We start from the raw sequence: 16,957 nt of genomic DNA, 5'->3' as shown, positions 1-16,957 counted from the left end.
ATATTAAAAGTTTGTGACTCATAAATAAAAATACTAGCGAATTGACTTCGTTGTAAATCCAACAAATAAATGTTGGCCTACACAATTTTAGTGTTAAAACTTTGTTCAGTTTTCAAAGGTCTACCAGTCAATTAAGCGCTTACGCTCATCGACAACTTAATTAGTTTATCAAGTTAATAACAATTTGTCAATAACTTTTTAAAATAATTATTTCAATTGAATTGATGAAATCATCAATCAATCTGTTGATACGTTTGTTCTCTTGCGACAACAAATAATATCTTACCGTTAATGGTAAACCAATGCAAGTATTTTTCATACTTTTTTGAAAATAACTAATTTTCTTTTATCTTTTCAATATCTAGAACCTTATTTATCCAATCACTACTATAGAAGTCTTCTTCATGGGTTACTAAGATCAATGATCCTTCATAGTTCTTCAAACCCTTACGTAGTGCAGCTTTACTCTCATCATCCAAATGGTTTGTAGGCTCATCCATGAATAGGAAGTTAGAAGTATTGAACATCAAATCACCTATCTTAACCTTAGTCTGCTCCCCACCAGAAAGAGAACGTAGCGGTGACATGATCTGTTGATTAGTCAATCCAGTTCTAGCCAGAACACGTCTAACCTCTTTACCACCTTGGTCTGGATGCTTGTCACTAATGTACTTAAATGGACTTTCGAGATTGTTCTCCCAGACAAGATCTTGTTTAAAGTAACCTATCTTAGCAACTTCAGAGAAATCATAGTTACCTTCAATAGGCTTAAGTATACCCAAAAGAGTCTTAATCAATGTAGACTTACCAATACCATTGAATCCTTTGATAACCATCTTTTCTCCACTGACGATTGAGAAATTGAGGGCCTTATCAAATAGAGGTTTACCATCATAACCTACTTTTAGATCATTAACTTCCAATAGCATTCTCGAACTTGGTACTTCTACATATGGGAATCCAAAGCTGGCAGCTGTCTTATTCCCTGGAGGTGTCAACACATCCATATGAGCTAATTGTTTCTCCCTACTCTTAGCACTCTTTGATCTAGAACCGGCTTTAAACTTTCTAATATAAGCCTTAGTCTTAGAGATTTTCTCTTGTTGCTTAACGTAAGCCTTCATATATGTTTCTTTGTTAGCAGCCTTTTGCTTTAGAGCTTGCTTGAGACTACCTGTATACTTAGTGATCTTACCGAATTCAAAATCAGCTACACAGTTTATAATGCGGTCTAAGAAGCCATAATCATGGGAAATTACGATAAATGCTCCTTGGAAATCATTCAAATAATCAGCTAACCAGTCAATATGATTAGTATCTAAGTAGTTAGTAGGCTCATCTAGCAAAATCATATCGGGTTTCTCCAATAGAATTTTAGCCAAGATAATCTTTGAACGTTGACCACCACTTAGTTTGGAAACGTCATGCTCATATCCAATAGCATCCAATCCTAAACCAGTTGCTACTTGTTCAATCTTAGTATCCAATTCGTAGAAATCGTTGGCATCTAAGATTTCTTGAAGTTTTCCAGCTCTTTCCAAATCTTCATCACTAGGATCATTCATGTAAATTTCGTTTAACTGGTCACTAGTTTCATATAATTTTGAAAATGCTGTTTGAAGATATTCATATATGGTCATCCCTGAGGCTAATTTGGCTTGTTGATCCAAATAACCAACGGTCATATGTTTCTTCCATGTAATCTTGCCCTCATCAGGTTCAATTTGACCAGTCAAAATCTTAATAAAGGTACTCTTACCAACACCATTTTGACCAATGATACCTAAATGATCCTCTTTATTTACTTGTAGATCTGCGGAATCGTACAATCTTTTATCCAAAAATTGTTGTGTTAATCCGTGTACTTCTAAAACACTCATATTTTTCTCCTTTATACAATAAGAAAAGACTGAAAACATTTGTCTCAGCCTTTATTCAAATGGGGTTACCCCCGCTTATTATTTAACTAATTAATTTAATAGCCGCCACCGAAGCCTCTGGAACCAGTTGACCCAGTAGAACTGTTAGAACTACTACCATAACCACCAGTAGAATGACTTGATTCTCCATAACTTGAACCATACGAACTCTCAGAACTAGTAGAACTACTTGTAGAAGTAATCTTAGTTGTGTAGTTCTGTTGTTGATTACCGGTGTAATTAAATGAAAAGCCTAACTTCTCATTATACGCGTTTAATCTGGTTTCTTTATTATTCAATTGTTCTTCAGCTAAGCCTAATTGCTTACGTAACTTATTAGATACTCGTCTTAATTCCTTAGTTGGTGCTATTTCATAAGATGAACCATCGATCATTGAACCATATCCTTGCAAATGGTCAGAGTCAATATTCTTGGCTGCTCCACTGTAATTCAAGAACATGGATTGCATATCACTGAAACTTAAGTTAGTTGTCATTGAACTAGAGATACTATCTAGAACCTTTTGATAACGTGTAAAGGTCTTTGCACTAGCTGCACTCTTGATAATAGCTGTTATAACTTGGCGTTGACGCAATTGACGTCCATAATCACCCTGTGGATCTTCATAACGCATTCTTGAGTAATCCAAGGCCTGTTTACCGTTTAAATGCATCTTACCTTTTTTGAAGTGTGACTTCTTTTCGCCTGTATCACCATACGAGAAACTGAACGGTACGTCAACATCTACACCTCCAACAGCATTAACAATTTCCTTTAAAGAATTGAAATCTACCTTAATGTAGTAGTCAATTGGAACGTTCAAAAACTTTTCAGTTGTAACCATGGCACTTTCTTCATTACCAATATTATATGCTGAGTTTATCTTTTGAATCTTCTTCGTGTTGTGATTAGCACTCTTCCAAATTTCTGTCATTGAATCACGTGGAACTGACATCATTGTTGTCTTATTAGTCTTAGGATTAACCGTTACGATAATCATCGTATCAGAATTACCACGATAATTTGTTTCTGTGTCACGAACACCGTTATCCGTTGTATCTACACCTAACAACAATATTGAAACGGGCTTCTTACTAACTATCTTAGCGGAAGCATTCTTTCCATCTATTGCTTTATATGTCTTGCCCAAAGAATTCTGAGCTTGAGCATAGATTCTAAAACCATATGCCCCCATTACAAAGAAAGTTACTAAAGCTACCAACCCGATTATCTTAAGGAGCGGATGTTTAATCTTTCCATTATTGCTGGACGCCAAGGCGCTATTACGCGTTCTTTTCCGACGTCCTCGTAAACCATTATTATTGTTGTTATTCATAATTAACTCCGTTTAATTTGCTATCTACAAATTCACTCTCATTATATAGTAGATAGAATACAATTATACAGTCTTAATTCCATGTATCAAAAAGAAATATGTAACGGCCGTATTCCTAAATTATAATTTTTTGACACCGTCTGTCAATTTTATTAAAAAAAAGTTACACAAATATAATACTAGGATATTTCGAAAAAAACATCTTATTATTCCTAGCCTTTTTACTTTAAGTTTCCTGTATAATCACTCTTGTAGGAGGATTTGATTATGTCAGATGCAAAGAATGCTAAGGCTTTCAGATGGTGGAATATCGCTCTACTTGGTTTCACTACCGTCTGGGGTCTTAATAACGTTATTAATAACTTTGCCAATCAAGGTTTAGCTGTTATAACGTCATGGATTTTAATTATGATTCTTTATTTTGTCCCATACACTTTAATGGTGGGTCAATTAGGATCAGCGTTTCAAGAAGCTGGTGGAGGAGTTAGTTCTTGGATCAGAACTCTATCTAACAACAAACTAGCTTACTTTGCCGCTTGGACTTATTGGGTTGTTCATGTTCCTTATTTAGCTCAAAAACCACAAATTATTATGGTCAGTCTAAGTTGGCTTTTCAAAGGTAATGGATCTTTTATCAAGGATTCTTCACCAATTGTTGTGCAAGGACTAAGTTTGATTATTTTCCTTGTTTTCGTCTGGATCGCCAGTAAGGGTGCTTCAACATTGAATAGTATCGGTAGCATCGCCGGGATTGCTATGTTTACTATGTCAATGTTGTTTATCATCCTTGGTGTCAGTGCACCTTTTATCACTCATGTTCAAATTGCTACACCTAACATGACTGATATTCACACTTATATACCGAAATTCGATTTACAGTACTTCACAACTATTTCGATGTTAGTCTTCGCCGTTGGTGGTGCTGAGAAGATTTCGCCTTATGTTAATAAGACTAAAAATGCTTCCAGGGAATTCCCACTAGGTATGATCATTTTAGCTGTTATGGTTGCCGTTTCAGCCGTTCTAGGTTCATTTGCAATCGGTATGATTGTTAATTCTAACCACATTCCTGCCGATCTTATGGCCAACGGTGCTTACCAAGCCTTCCAATTCTTAGGCAATAGTTTCCACGTTGGTAATTTGTTCGTTTGGGCATTTGCGATTACCAACACATTAGCCAGTGCAGCAGCTTTAGCCATTTCAATTGATGCTCCATTACGTATGCTTCTAGGAGATGCCGATAAGAAGTACATTCCAAAGGCTCTTTTGAAGAAAAATAAACGTGGTATTGCTATCAATGGTTACAAAATGACTGCTATTCTAGTTTCTATTCTTATCATCGTGCCTGCACTAGGTATCAATGGTATGAATGATCTATATAACTGGTTGTTGAACCTTAACTCAATTGTTATGCCTATGCGTTATCTATGGGTATTCTTAGCTTATATGATGCTAACTAAACAATTGGACAAATATAAATCTGATTATATGTTCGTTAAAAATAGATACGTCGGCTTCGGAGTTGGACTTTGGGCCTTCTTCCTAACAGCCTTCGCATGTATCATGGGTATGGTTCCTAAAATGAACATGGCCCAAGATCCATCATCATGGTGGTTCCAATTAGCATTGAACATCATCACTCCATTAGCATTAATTCTATTAGGATTGATCTTGCCAGCCATCGCTAAAAGAACAAATGTTGATTAGAGAGTGGAGCAGGCCCGCATAGATTCTGAGCATTTGCAGGACTTTGCGAATTGACTGCGACGCAGGCAGTTCGTGAAGTCCTGCAAAGCACAGGAATCTGGCCCGCGAAACTCGTTTCCACTATTCAGCATAGAACCATGGTTATAAAAAATAGAATTATAGCTATAAAAAAAGGGCGACTCCCAATTTAATATGGGGTCGCCCTTTTGATTTGAGTCCAATCATATTCTAATCAGAAGAACTAGAACTACTATTCGAAGAAGAATCACTATTAACATTAATTTTGACATCAGGAACATTACCACCGTAACTTCTGATTTCATTCATAATATCAATCAATTTTTGTTTTTGATCTTCCTTATCAGAATCATTGTTCTTATAAGCATCCTTAACTTTTTGCAACTGAGAATTGTATTGTGGCATCAACTTATCTACCATCGACTGACGCTTTTGTTCACGTTGTGTTTCGATGGCTTCCTTTTCAGATTGATACTTAGCAATCTTCCTATTATCCTTAGCAGCCTGGAACATTGCTTGACTCAAATTCAATTCCTTTTGCATCTGTAGAATCTGCTGATTAAAGTCATTCTTTGCTGATTGACGTTTAACATTAGCGTTCAGATAACGAATCTTTTGCAATTCACTCAACTTACTATCGTATTGAGATTCTTTAGTAATTGGATTGTCAGTATATTTATCGATAGCTGATTGAACCTTGTCTTCTCGCTTATACTCCTCTTTCTTAGATAGATGATAAATGATTCGATAATCGAGATTATAGAGTCGATCAGTATTCTTTTGTTCTTGAGCTGAAGTATATTTAGAAAAATCAGTATCAATAACATCTTGAATGGTTGGTTTCTCATTACTCTGATTGACTGACAAATTACTACCACTGACGGTAATTGTATTTGGTTTCTTAAAATTCTCTTCTTTTTCCTTCATTTGATCAACCAAATATTCACCTTCAGCTTTGAAAGCTTGCATCGACAATGTCTGTTCGTTGCTAGTCAATGAAGTAGATGGCACATCATTTCCGGTCCAATTAGCAATCGTAAAATCAGGTGTCATACCAACAAAATATGAATCCTTATTATTATCACTTGTACCAGTTTTACCTGCCGTGTACTTGTAATTATCTAGTGCAGCCGATTTACCTAGACCATCACTAATTACTGACTGCATGGTATTGATCATCATGTAACTGGCATTTTTAGTATAAATATCCTTCTTCATATGAGTATTTTGATAAATATAACGATTATTGTCATTATCATAAATACTTGTTAGATTACTTGGATGAATAAATTGACCGCCACGAGAAAATGAACTGTATGCTGAAGCCATTTCGGTTGTCGTCGTACTAAAAGTACCTAGTGCATCAATAGCATTCTTATCTTCTACTGGGCGCAAACGGGCAAATTCCATCTTCGTTAAGTCATCATAGAAAGAATAACTTGTATCCTGAAGTGCCAATTTATAAGCAACCGTATTAATAGAGTTCTCTAGCGCGTGCCGAACGGTGGTTTTACCAGTATAGCCACTGTACCAGTTATGTACATTAGCAACAGCTGAATCGACGACTGTACTTTGTGGCAAATATCCTCGTTCAAAAGCAGGTGCATAAGCTACTAATGGTTTAGCAGTTGATCCAGGTTGACTATAGCCATTTATCGCTCGATTCATCTGATCATCTTGAGTCGTTCTTCCACCAACTACCGCTATAACGTCACCCGTTTTATTATCTATAACGGTGCTTGAAACTTGTGGTGTTAGTTTACCGTTAGCGGATCTACCTGTATAGGATTGATACGTCTTATTAACTAAACTTTCAATCTTATTCTGGACATCCATATCAATAGTAGTATTGATTGTATAACCACCATCAAGTAACTTACCACGTGCACGTTCAAACTCTTGTCTATAACGAGCAAAGTAATCATTTCTAACCTGATTGTCTTTAAAAGCATATTCCATCGTGAAGCCAGAGGATTTCATCAATTCTTCAGTTGCGTTATAAACGGCATAATTCAAAGCATAATTATTTGAAACATCATTATCATACTTACGTTTATTGACCTTCAAACCGAGTGGTCGTTTACTTGCTGTCTCGTAGGTGTGTTTTGAAATCAACCCACGTTGATAGAAGACGTAAAGAATCGTATTACGGCGATTCAATGAACGTTTTGGTGCACTGACGGGATCATAATAAAGTGGACTATTCGGTATTCCTACTAGCAAGGCTAATTTATCAATTGATAAATCTTTTTGATTCTCAGAAAAATAATAATCTGCCGCAGCACTAAATCCGTATGAGCCATGTCCCATATAAACATTATTGATATAGAACTCTAGTATCTGTTGCTTACTAAATTTCTTTTCAAGTTGTTGGGCAATAACCATTTCTTTGAGCTTACGGTTTAAATTCTGCGATTGATCTTGCAGAATAACGTTCTTGACCAACTGTTGTGTTAGAGTCGATCCACCTTCTGTCCGTCGATGTAACAAAGTCGAGACAACAGATCTCATAATGGCATACATATCGACACCGTGATGAATGTAGAATCTTTGGTCTTCAACTGCGACTAGCCCCTTTTTGATATCAGGATTAATATCCTTGATTGGCGTGTAATTTGAGCTAGAACGAGATAGTTTCTTAATTTCTTTACCGTTACGATCATATATAACGGTAGAATTACTAGGATGAAAATCTGATACTTTCAATCCTTGACTATAAGAGTATCCATCCGCAATTGTATTTCTTATTTCATAACCATATTTCAGCCAAAAAGCCCCAACACTTAAAACTAGTAACAATAAAATTGTTAGTAAGACCCATGGCCATTTTCGTCTTTTTCTAGTTACTCTTTCTCGTAACCCAGTTTCTCTTTTACGCATAATTAGCCCCTAATTAACATAGAATGTTATTCCAGTTGAGATTTGTGACATCAAATTAGACAAGTCTGACGAACTAATTTGCATACCTTCGTTATAACTTGAACTGCCTGCATAAATAAAGCCTAATGTAGAACTATTGGTGAAGTAAATCGACTTATTCAAATCAGAATTATTCTTCAACCAGAAAACTGGTGTCGCTGAATTGAAATCAGCCGTCGTATTATCAGGATTAGTTATTCCCAAATCTTCCAAGTCACTGTCACTAGCATTGGTTACATACTGTCCATAATTACTATTTGTATTATCTGTAATTATTGCATCCGAGTTACCACTACTAATAAGCTTCTTGATCGTATACTTACCAGAACCAACTTGTGAACTTGTAACATTAATATAGCCATTTTCAGCCACATACTTACCATTAACTTTAGTCATCAAAGCTAACTTATTGGTACTAGTGTTATAGTACAAAGCCGTCTTTCCAGTTATTCCTGCTTGCGTTAAACTATCTGAGGCTCCGCTTGAGAAGTTCAAACTAGAAACGATATCAACATTAGCTGGTGTATACTTCTCTGTCAGAGGAGCACTTCTCAAAGCTTCTAGCTCTTGTTTAACTGCTTCAACACGGGAACTCTCACCTTGATGGTTAGAGAAATACTGATCCATCTTGTTGACAGCCTCATTCCAACGATTTTCAATTGTCTTATTCTTGATCAACTTGAAATACGTATTGACCATTGAGATTTTTTTAAAACTCAAACTAGAGTTATCATTGTTAAATTCCTGCCAAGTCTTATCCAGATACTTATCAGCATCTTCAGTTTGCTCAAACCAGATCTGAATCGTATCTAGTTTATTACGCTGTTTTTGATAAACATCCTGATTCTTTTCTTTTAAAAGTGCAGCGTCTAAATCATTAATTTTTTGACTAGTCACATCATCACGATAATCATTTTTACCATCATAAAGTGCAGCCACATCTTTAGTACGATTCTTTCTAGCTTGAATATAATCTTCAAGTTGTTGATACTTTTTAATATTGCTAGGTGTAATCACATGCCCATCACTAACCTTAATCACCCTGCCAATAAAGTTTAATGTAGAATAATCCAAGTTAGTTTTTAATACTTCCAATTCCTTATCCTGATATTGGCTAGATATCTTGGAAGTTACTACCGCATTGACTACTCCACGTGAAAGCATAATGAAAAAGATGGCAGCCGTAATCGCACCGACAATCCCAGCACTCACTAATAAATAATGTTCTGATTTCGTCTTACTTTTTAAATCTTTCTTATCTTTCATCATTTTCCCCAAATATCTAGTTCATCTTGTTATTATTATAGTAAATTATCATGCAAATAAAGGGTGTATATTTTGAAAAAATTAAACAAAAAATATATTAAATGGATAATTATTCTAGTGTTGATAGTAATGATTGTCGTAAGTTATGCCCTCAACCTTGGAAAAATCAAAGACAAGACAGTCGATGGCATCGCACAGATCACCATCCCATTTTCATTGATCGTTAATCCTAAAAATATTGATGAGGATATCGCTCCTAAGGCTATATCTTTAAATGACGGCGATATGACTAAGAATAAACAACAAGCTCTAAATATTCTCAGTACTATCAATGATGACTATCATAGTACAGATGAGTTATCGTTTTTGTCCAATGATCAAGAAAAAGCTTTGCTAAAAAGAATCAATAAGAAACCTCATCGCTATATAACTAATATGACTATTCTGAATTTTGGTAAAGATACCCATGGAAAATATGTAACCATCAGTTGTAATCGTTACGATGATACTAAAACCATTGTTAGTTATCGTTATCGAATTTATCACAAAGGCGATTCAATTACCTCTGCCAAATATCTAAATACCCAATCTAATAAATATCCACCACAATATCTTCTTGAAGACATTGATATGGGCAAAGCTGGTGTTGATCAGGCCAAAAGTTTCACACAACGTCTCAAAACAGCCATTATCAATTCCAATCTTACGGCCACTAACGCTAATGATCCTGGTAACTTCAATCAGATTTCTATCAACTTAGGCTTGAATCCTGATAAGAGCAATGCTGGACTATTCAAGCTAGCTCGTAATGCCAATTCTCGAGTTAGCAATTTTGCTATCGTCGGTTATCAAATTTCTGATATACCTCGATACACCCGTGTTTACTTAAAACAGTTAAGCAAAGATAACACCTATTATTATACGTTAACTTACAGTCGTAACAGCAGTCGCTTCATCAATTTTCAGAAAGGCATCATCTCAACTGATACACAGAACAAATAGTTTTCATGAAAAATATTTCAGACTAATCAAAAACGGCAACCATTTAGAAACGTAATTACATACGTTCATTCTAAATGGTTGCCGTTATTTATTATCTATATTTTATAATGATTATTTAGTTTGAATTAGACAGTTTCTTTTTTTCATTATTTTCTAAAATCCCGTCGATAATCTGTTGCAAACTTATTTGTGACATACTCTCTTCAGCATCAGCTTGTATACGATCATAGATTCCAGTTAAGGTCTCTTGAATATTCCCGCCAACAATACACTGAGGATTAGTTTTTTCATCAATGTGTAATAGTTTTTGATTATCTTCAATAGCTCGATAAACGTCTAGTAGACTAATTTCCGTAGCTGGACGGCCCAGCTTTGGTGCTACCTTCCCTGGCTGACTCATCAACAAGCCAGCTTTCTTTAAACGTGACATCATTCTTCTAACCAGGCTGGGATTAGATTCAATACTACTGGCAATAGCATTACTAGATAAATCACCATCTTGTAAAATGTCCACATAGGCTAGGATATGAACACCATCACTTAACTTACTTGAAAATTTCATAATATTCTCCTCCTAGTAAATACTCATTAGTATAGTATGACATTTCAAGAAGAGATGACAATTATTTTTGACTAACTATTTCCAATGCTTTTGCCAAAGGTGTCAATTCTCGACCTAGAACTTCTGGTAAATCATCACTATTTTCATCCAAATTACCCTGACGAATCAAATCTTGAATTGAAGTTACAACTTCAGCTGTTCCTTCATCCATCCCTGAATCTTGTAATGCCTTTTGGAAATCAGAAATACTTAAGGACTTTACATCGAAATCACCCTTGATAGCATCTGCTAAATCTTGATATGTCCGACTAGTTCCAGCAAATTCATAAACATCCTTTGTAGTACTTGAAGCTAAAACTTTAGCGGCAGCTTCAGAATATTCAGATTCTAAAGCCCAACCAGTTTTACCATCCCCAGCTGCGTAAACAAATGGTTGACCACTAACAGCTGCCTTAATAGTTGCTGCTTCATTCTCCAAATACCAATTGTTACGTAAGAATGAATGATCAATTCCGGCTTCCAAAATCAATTTCTCTGTAGCTTTATGATCACTAGCAAGTGGTGCTTCTGAAACGTCAGCGTGTGGGAAACTAGTATAAGCAACGTAACCCACACCAGCATTCTTAGCTGCTTTTACGATATTTTCATGTTGAGTCAATCTTGCCACTGGTCCACCTGGTTGTGATGAAATAAATAGTAGACGATCGATTTCCTTCAATGATTCTTCCAATTGTTTTTCATCTGTATAGTCGCCTGAGCGAACTTCTACACCTTCAGGAACAATTTGTTCTGCCTTTTGAGTATTTCTAGCTAAGGCGATGATATTGCCTGCTGGCACTAATTTTGCCAACTCCTTGATTGCGTTTTGTCCAAAATGTCCTGTTGATCCAGTTACTCCGTATGTTGTCATAAATATATCCTTCTTTCATATTTGTTACTTTATCATTAACTTGTTATATTTATAATAACACCTTTTAAGATGATTGCAAAAAATAAGCTCAAAAAAAACACTAAGGCTTTCACCTCAGTGTTTTTACGTTGAATTTAGTTAGTTTATATATTTTTAGTCTTTCCAAACATCATTTACTTCAATTGTTTGTTCTCTATCAGGACCAACTGAAACGGTGGCATATTCAACACCTAATTGGTCTTTGATAAAGTCAAGATAATCCAATGCTGCTTGAGGTAATTCCTTCAAGCTCTTAGCTTGAGTCATGTCCTCTGTCCAGCCTGGGAATGTCTTGTAAACTGGTTTGCACTTAGCTAGGACGTTCAAGTTAGCAGGATATTCATCAATGATCTTGCCATTCAAATCATAACCTGTACAAATCTTAATTTCTTTAAGTCCTGTTAAAACATCCAAACAGTTCAATGACAAATGAGTTACACCTGATACATTACATGAATGTTTTAGAACAACTAAGTCTAACCAACCGATACGTCTTGGACGATGTGTAACTGTTCCATATTCATGACCAGCTTCACGTAGGAAGTCGCCTTCTTCATTCAATTGTTCTGTTGGGAATGGACCAGCACCAACACGGGATGTGTAAGCTTTAACTACACCGATAACATTATCGATCAAAGGAGCACCGATACCGGCACCAGTAGTTACACCACCAGCTGGGTTTGATGAAGTTACATAAGGGTAAGTACCATGATCAATATCAAGCATGATTCCTTGTGCACCTTCGAATAGAACATTTTGACCGTTCTTTAATTCTTTATTTAAATAGGCAGATGTATCAATAACACGATTTTTAAGTTGTTGACCAATTTGATAATATTTTTCAAAAATATCGTCAAAATTCATTGGTTCAACACCATAAATTTTTGTGAATAGTTCATTCTTTTGCTTAAGATTTTCTGTCAATAATTCCTTAAACAAGTCTTTATCAAGAATATCAGCCATTCTAATACCAACACGTGAAGCTTTATCAGTATAAGCAGGTCCGATTCCACGGTTAGTTGTACCAACTTTAGAATCACCTTTAGCTTTTTCTTGTAACTTATCTAATTCAATATGATAAGGAAGAATCAACTGTGCACGGTTAGAAATCTTTAAATTAGTTGTATCTACACCTTGATCATGAAGACGACCTAACTCTTCTTGTAGTGATTCAAGATTCAAAACAACACCGTTTCCAATAACACTAGTCTTATCTGGATACAAAATTCCTGATGGGACAGATCTTAACTTGTAAACGTGATTATCGATATTCAAGGTATGTCCAGCATTATCTCCACCTTGGTAACGTGCAATAATGTTAGCTTCGCCACTAAAATAATCAGTAATCTTACCTTTACCTTCGTCGCCCCATTGGGTACCTACTACAACAACTGTCGTCATTTCTTCTACACCTACACTATTTAATTTTCTGGAATATTCGCTATTGATGAAAACTTATTATAAGACTTTACAAACAACAGCTTAGCGGTTCCTCGAGGACCTGAACGGTTCTTGCTGACAATTACTTCAACTTCACCTACATCTTGATCCTCAGGATCCTCTTGATTATCATTGTCATCCCCATCTTCATCACGATAATAATCATCACGATAAAGAAAGGCAACGATATCAGCATCCTGTTCAATTGAACCAGATTCACGGATATCTGACAACATTGGTCTTTTATCTTGACGCGCTTCCACACCACGGGAAAGCTGTGATAACGCGATTATTGGTACATGAAGTTCTTTTGCTAATTTTTTCATACCACGAGAAATAACAGAAACTTCTTGTTGTCTATTTTCTTGACCAGTACCTTCGATCAATTGCAAATAATCGACGATCACAAGATCCAATTTGCCGCTTTCTTTTAACAAACGACGACATTTAGATCTAATTTCGGCCATCTTAACACCAGGAGTGTCATCAATATAGACATTAGTCCGAGAAAGACTTCCCATGGCCACAACCAAACTGTTCCATTGATTCTCATCCAATTTACCAGTTCTTAGTGAATTAGCATCAATACTACCTTCAGAACAGAGCATACGGTTAACTAACTGTTCAGCACCCATTTCCAAAGAAAAGATGGCTACAGTAGCATTCGATTTAGTCGCTGCGTTTTGAGCTAGGTTCAAAGCAAAAGCTGTTTTACCAACACCCGGACGAGCAGCTAAGATGATCAATTCATCTTTATGTAGACCAGTCGTCATCGCATCAAGATCTTTATAGCCTGTTGAAAGTCCTGTAACATCACTATCTTGATCATATAACTTGTCAATTTCTTCGAAAGAAGACTTTACAACATCTGAAATTCTTCTGAATCCCTTATGATTTCTATTCTCAGAAACATCCATGATGTCTTTTTCAGACTGATCGATGATACTGTCAACATCTTCATCCCCCTCAAAACTACGGGAAACGATATTAGTCGCTGCATTGATCAAACGTCTCAAGACGGACTTGTTCTTAACGATCTTGGCGTAATAAGCCGTATTGGCAGCAGTAGGAACTGCATTAGCTAATTCAGCTAAGTAGCTCACCCCACCAATGTCCTCAATTTGATTTTGACGATCTAGTTCATTTTGAACCGTCACAACATCGACTGGTTCTTCTTCATCATTTAAATTCATCATGGCTTGAAATACTAATTGATTGGCATGTTGATAGAAATCATCTGCCTCAACGTATTCCATAGCTTCAATCAAAGCATCTTGGCTCAGAAAAACCGCTCCTAATACGGCTTGCTCAGCATCCTTATCATTGGGCGGTATTCTTGAAGTTATATCATTATTCATTTATATCCTACTTCTTTTCAGCAACATGAACTCTAATTGTGGCTTCGACACCTTCGAATAATTTAACAGGTACATTAATATATCCGAGTGACTTGATACCATCAGTTAGTTCCATCTTGTGTTTATCAACTTTAATATCATATTGTTTGTTAAGTTCGTCAGCAATCTTCTTAGTTGTTACTGAACCAAATAGTCGACCATCGGCACCTGATTTAGCAAGAACTTCAACAACAGTTTTGTCGTTTTCGATTTCACCTTTAAGAACTTTAGCTTCAGCTTTTTCAGCTTCGTAATCTTTGGCTTCACGATTTTGTTCAGCCTTCAATTTAGCTACGTTAGCCTTAGTAGCTTCGATAGCTTCATTATTTTTAATCAAAAAGTTTTGGGCGTAGCCTGTAGCAACGTTCTTTACTTCACCCTTCTTACCTTTACCTCTAACATCCTTTAGGAAAATAACTTTCATAATGACCCTCCTTATTTCTTGTCGGAACCTGTCAAAACATCAATCAATTGACGTTTAACATCATCTACTGTTGAATCCGGAATCTGAGTTGCGGCATCAGACAAGTGTCCACCACCGCCGAGTTTTTCCATAATGACTTGTACATTGACATTACCCAAACTACGAGCTGAGATACCAACCCGACCATCTGGACGTTTGCTAATTACAAATGAAGCCTCAACATTATCTAATGATAACAATGTATCAGCTGCCTGGGCAACAATAACTGGATCGTAAGGCTTATCCTCTTCGCCAAAACAAACCGCCATGTTCCCATTAACCATTGTTACCGTTTCGATTAGATGATTTCTCTGAATAAATGAATCAATATTTTCTTTTAGAACATTTTGAATAACTGTCTCGTCAGCACCAACTGAACGTAAGTAACTGGCCGCATCAAATGTTCTAGTACCAGTTCTAAGTGAGAATGACTTCGTATCAACGGTAATTCCAGCTAACAAGGCCGTTGCTTCGATTTTTTCGATTGCCTTCTTATTCTTTGGTTGATACTCAAGCATCTCAGTAATTAATTCACTGGTTGAAGAAGCGTAAGGTTCAATGTAAATCAACATTGGATTCTCAGGGAACTCTTCACTTCTTCTGTGGTGATCAATGACAACGATCTTTTCATTCTCACCTTTATACAAATCAGGATTGATAGAAATACTTTGTTTAGAATGATCCACCATTACGATCAAAGTCTTCGACGTTCTAATAGCAATTGATTCATCTGGTGTAATAATATCCTTCTTGATTTCAGGATCTTTATCGATCATTCCTAAAAGACGACTAACATCAGAATGCAAAGTATTTGGATTAATAACAACTTTACATGGTGTATTGTTCATCATAGCAATTCTTCTAATACCCAATGAAGACCCCAAAACATCCATATCAGGGTGTGAATGCCCCATAACAATAACTTGGTCGCTGTCTTTCAATAACTCCTGTAAGGCTTCGCTGATCATTCTGGCACGGACACGAGTTCTCTTCTCCATTGGATCGGTATTTCCACCATAGAAACGAGCTTTCTCACCGATTTCCTTAACTACGACCTGATCTCCACCTCGGCCAAGCGCCAAGTTAAGATTCTTTTGTGCTTCATCGTTAAGTTTGTGCAAATCATCTACACCGTAAGAGAAGCCCATACTTAAAGTAAGTGGAACGTTCTGTTGAGATGTAAACTCACGAATAGTATCGAGAATCTTAAAGCCATTTTTCTCCATATCAAAGATACGTCCTGTATAGGCCATGATGAAGAAATGATCGTCATCAATTCGCTTCAAAAACATTTGTTCCTTAGATGCCCAATTAGATAATTCATTAGTAATGTAATTATCCAAATTAGATACATCTCGATCACTCATCGATTGCGTTATTTCTGCATAATTATCCAAGTAAACTTGACCGATTACTGAACGATTATCCTCATAACGTTTTTCAATTTTAGAATAATGTGTGATTTCAAACAAATATATTACTTTCAATTCACTTTGGACTTGTACTAAGAAGTACTTATCGTCAATTTGAATTGTCTTACTATCGGCATGATTATCTTCATCGATCAATTTCGACAATTCCGCTGATATATCTTTAACACTCATACTATTTGACGGATTAAAGCCCGTCTTCTCTACAAAGTAGGGATTAACCCATTGAATCTGTTTATCAGTATCATACAAAAGTATTCCTAGTGGATACTCAACGAAACTGTTATCCGTTCCCCGATCAATTCGATACTGCAAGTTATTTGTGTACTTACCAGCTTTCTCGCCTAGTAATAAGAACAAGTAAACAAACAATACTAATGAGATGATGACCAAGATAGCTTGAATGTAGCCACTAATAGAACCGTGGAACAATCCAACCACCAAAATCGATAGCAACATCACGATCAAAGAGACTGCCGTAAGTTGAGTTGAATGGTCAACTCGCGAAAGGAAGAATTTCAGATTAGATTTTAGCTTTTTCATATTAG

12 protein-coding genes are annotated in these 16,957 nt (G+C 36.1%); 2 read left to right on the top strand and 10 right to left on the bottom strand.

The genetic code is table 11. The annotated features are described in order from the left end of the window. Window positions 1-335 precede the first annotated feature (335 nt). Together LKACC16343_RS08120 and LKACC16343_RS08115 are read right to left on the bottom strand one after the other, a co-directional pair. Window positions 336-1,880, bottom strand: coding sequence for an ABC-F family ATP-binding cassette domain-containing protein (locus tag LKACC16343_RS08120; protein ID WP_056955183.1), 1,545 nt, complete (start codon window positions 1,878-1,880; stop codon window positions 336-338). Window positions 1,881-1,975: 95 nt separating this feature from the next. Further along, entirely contained in the window at window positions 1,976-3,259 is a 1,284-nt protein-coding gene (locus LKACC16343_RS08115) for an LCP family glycopolymer transferase (RefSeq protein ID WP_087721283.1), read from the bottom strand. A gap of 264 nt (window positions 3,260-3,523) precedes the next feature. On the opposite strand from LKACC16343_RS08115, the gene LKACC16343_RS08110 reads away from it, so the two are divergent. Further along, on the top strand, window positions 3,524-4,963 hold the full coding sequence (locus LKACC16343_RS08110; RefSeq protein WP_056955181.1) for an amino acid permease: 1,440 nt from the start codon (window positions 3,524-3,526) through the stop codon (window positions 4,961-4,963). Window positions 4,964-5,191: 228 nt separating this feature from the next. Here the strand turns inward: LKACC16343_RS08110 and LKACC16343_RS08105 are convergent, their stop codons facing one another. Together LKACC16343_RS08105 and LKACC16343_RS08100 are read right to left on the bottom strand one after the other, a co-directional pair. Beyond that, window positions 5,192-7,861 (bottom strand): transglycosylase domain-containing protein, encoded by a 2,670-nt coding sequence (locus tag LKACC16343_RS08105; protein ID WP_056955179.1) that lies wholly within the window; start codon window positions 7,859-7,861, stop codon window positions 5,192-5,194. A gap of 9 nt (window positions 7,862-7,870) precedes the next feature. Further along, a complete protein-coding gene (locus tag LKACC16343_RS08100) occupies window positions 7,871-9,166 on the bottom strand; it encodes a hypothetical protein (RefSeq protein WP_056955177.1) in 1,296 nt (431 codons plus the stop codon). 72 nt (window positions 9,167-9,238) lie between these two features. Between LKACC16343_RS08100 and LKACC16343_RS08095 the strand changes: the two genes are divergently transcribed. Continuing rightward, a complete protein-coding gene (locus tag LKACC16343_RS08095; RefSeq protein ID WP_087721282.1) occupies window positions 9,239-10,168 on the top strand; it encodes a hypothetical protein in 930 nt (309 codons plus the stop codon). 115 nt (window positions 10,169-10,283) lie between these two features. On the opposite strand, the gene LKACC16343_RS08090 is transcribed toward LKACC16343_RS08095, so the two are convergent. The 6 genes from LKACC16343_RS08090 to LKACC16343_RS08065 form a co-directional block, all read right to left on the bottom strand. Continuing rightward, window positions 10,284-10,730 carry an Rrf2 family transcriptional regulator gene (locus LKACC16343_RS08090; protein ID WP_056955173.1) on the bottom strand — a complete coding sequence of 149 codons (447 nt, stop codon included), beginning with the start codon at window positions 10,728-10,730 and terminating at the stop codon, window positions 10,284-10,286. A 61-nt stretch (window positions 10,731-10,791) separates the two neighbouring features. Next, window positions 10,792-11,640, bottom strand: coding sequence for an NAD(P)H-binding protein (locus LKACC16343_RS08085; RefSeq protein WP_056955171.1), 849 nt, complete (start codon window positions 11,638-11,640; stop codon window positions 10,792-10,794). Window positions 11,641-11,793: 153 nt separating this feature from the next. Then, window positions 11,794-13,080 (bottom strand): adenylosuccinate synthase, encoded by a 1,287-nt coding sequence (locus tag LKACC16343_RS08080; protein ID WP_056955169.1) that lies wholly within the window; start codon window positions 13,078-13,080, stop codon window positions 11,794-11,796. Between the two features lie 20 nt (window positions 13,081-13,100). Next, the gene (gene dnaB, locus LKACC16343_RS08075; protein ID WP_056955167.1) at window positions 13,101-14,477 is read right to left on the bottom strand and encodes a replicative DNA helicase; all 1,377 of its coding nucleotides are present in this window, start codon (window positions 14,475-14,477) and stop codon (window positions 13,101-13,103) included. A gap of 7 nt (window positions 14,478-14,484) precedes the next feature. Then, window positions 14,485-14,940, bottom strand: coding sequence for a 50S ribosomal protein L9 (rplI, locus tag LKACC16343_RS08070; RefSeq protein ID WP_056955165.1), 456 nt, complete (start codon window positions 14,938-14,940; stop codon window positions 14,485-14,487). 11 nt (window positions 14,941-14,951) lie between these two features. After that, window positions 14,952-16,952, bottom strand: a complete 2,001-nt coding sequence (locus LKACC16343_RS08065) for a DHH family phosphoesterase (RefSeq protein ID WP_056955163.1) — start codon at window positions 16,950-16,952, stop codon at window positions 14,952-14,954. Window positions 16,953-16,957: the final 5 nt, after the last annotated feature.

It is taken from the genome of Companilactobacillus bobalius (assembly GCF_002179915.1).
Taxonomy (GTDB): domain Bacteria; phylum Bacillota; class Bacilli; order Lactobacillales; family Lactobacillaceae; genus Companilactobacillus; species Companilactobacillus bobalius.
Note: the sequence above shows the minus strand (reverse complement) of the source record. Positions and strands in the feature narration are given on the sequence as shown.